Source organism: Peptostreptococcus sp. MV1 (genome assembly GCF_000758885.1).
Classification (GTDB): domain Bacteria; phylum Bacillota; class Clostridia; order Peptostreptococcales; family Peptostreptococcaceae; genus Peptostreptococcus.
In genome coordinates this window covers 1-1767 of record NZ_JRNB01000098.1, presented here as the reverse complement: position 1 = coordinate 1767, position 1767 = coordinate 1, and the positions used below count along the sequence as shown (strand labels likewise).

Here is a 1767-nt window from a genome sequence, read left to right as displayed (position 1 = left end):
GCAATGAATCATTTTTTTATTCAGTTGTACAAATTGATTATACAATCAACCAAGATTATTTTTATTATCCATCTCATAAAATATCTTCCCTTTCTATTCAACCATTTTGAAATACCTTAAGGCATCCATTATTGCTTCCTCTTTTTCCGGTGTGCATTGTGGAATAATTTGTTTCTCCTTTTTAGACTTGTTGTAATGTTCTCGTAATTCTATTCCACATTTCCTTTTTATCTGTGCAATATATAATGTCGGAACTTTTAATTCAAATTTATTCCAAACATATTCTTTGATTTGAGCATATGTTGCCTTACTTTCAGCACTTGTCAAATCAAGCTCATCCAGCTCAATTTCAATATTTATATGCTTATCGACATCGAGTTTGGACAAAAGCGCTACCGTCTCAAATCCAAATCTATTTTTATACAAGTCTACATAGTTTCTAATTCTTTGCGGACACCAGATATCAGACCCTTTCCAACTTAGAAAACCATTAAATATTCTTTTATCTTTATCTAAAACAGAATCTTCAAAAATATCGATTAATGGAAAATACTCTTCGTTACTTGTAATCCAGTCCGCCATTATTAGTAGTCCCAATAACAGTATCTGTGCTGGTTGCTCAATTTTCGGTAGTTCCTCTACACTTTTATATCCACATGATTTTAGCGCATACTCAAAAATCTGTTTTTGACTTCTTATCCAAAGATTTCTAGTCGAGTTCCCCTCATCTTCATCTTGGTATAAATTGGCTTCATAGGAAGCTTGCTTTTTATAAGTCGATTCACTATCAATCGTTTTCCCATGATGACCACCTATAATTGATCCTATATCATTTTCAACTCCAAATAAACTTAGCAAATATTCTCCTGTGATTTCATGTCTAGAACTTTTTGGTGACGCCAAAATCAAATTGGTTATATCTCTAAATCCAGCTCTTTCTAATTTTTCTAACAACAACAAATCTAATTCTCCTGAATTAGAATATCCTTTCATGGTTTGAAAAACGGGTGTCGCCTTTCCTATATCATGCACCATGCCTATAAATTTAACTAAACTCCTTGCAACATCTTCGCTTTTAATGCTAAGAGAATCTTTTATAAAACGTCTTTGACCATCGCTCAACCAATGTTCCCACAGTAGAACTGATACTCCTCCTGTATCTTCTAGATGTTGTATCAGAGGTAGCCATAAAAACCGTCCATTGCTTTCTTTTTTCTTTGCCCAAAAAGCACTATCACTCAATATAACCAGCCCCATCCATCATTAACATATATTCATAATAGTAATATTACTCATACTCTTTTCACAATATATTGTAACATTAAATAATTTACTTTTCTATATTTAGTAGATAATTCTTTCTGTATTTCTATAAGCAGTAAATTATCCTCAACTTTCTCCTATTATCTTTTCAACAAACATATATATACCAATATTTCTTGGCCCTATCTTCTTACTGCTCTCTAATATGCAGACTTCTTTGCTAATTCGGCCAACTGGCTAAATTTTCCTATTATATACTCATATGATTCCACCTTATGAGGTAGACTGCAATCTGTGCAATCCTTTATTCCATTCTCCCTATATTTAAAATTGCCGCCACACTTGTCACCCAATGTATATAGTGGACAATAACAAAATAGACAGTTAAAATCCTCTGGTCTACTTGTCTTGTGACATGGAAAATATTTACAATCCCTATTAGAGAAAAATTTATACGAATTATCCATATGCCTATCCTTTCTGTTATTTTTTTAATATATTTTT

At 32.1% G+C, this 1767-nt stretch carries 1 protein-coding gene and 2 pseudogenes; all 3 read right to left on the bottom strand.

Annotated features, from left to right (window positions below; all coding sequences use genetic code 11):
• Window positions 1-93: 93 nt before the first annotated feature.
• Window positions 94-405, bottom strand: a pseudogene (locus tag HMPREF1639_RS09655) (23S rRNA methyltransferase); the annotation flags it as partial.
• A 153-nt stretch (window positions 406-558) separates the two neighbouring features.
• Window positions 559-1257: pseudogene (locus HMPREF1639_RS09650) on the bottom strand (CRISPR-associated endonuclease Cas3''); the annotation flags it as partial.
• Between the two features lie 206 nt (window positions 1258-1463).
• Complete coding sequence (locus HMPREF1639_RS07360) at window positions 1464-1730, bottom strand: cysteine-rich small domain-containing protein (RefSeq protein WP_036765014.1); 267 nt, start codon at window positions 1728-1730, stop codon at window positions 1464-1466.
• Window positions 1731-1767: the final 37 nt, after the last annotated feature.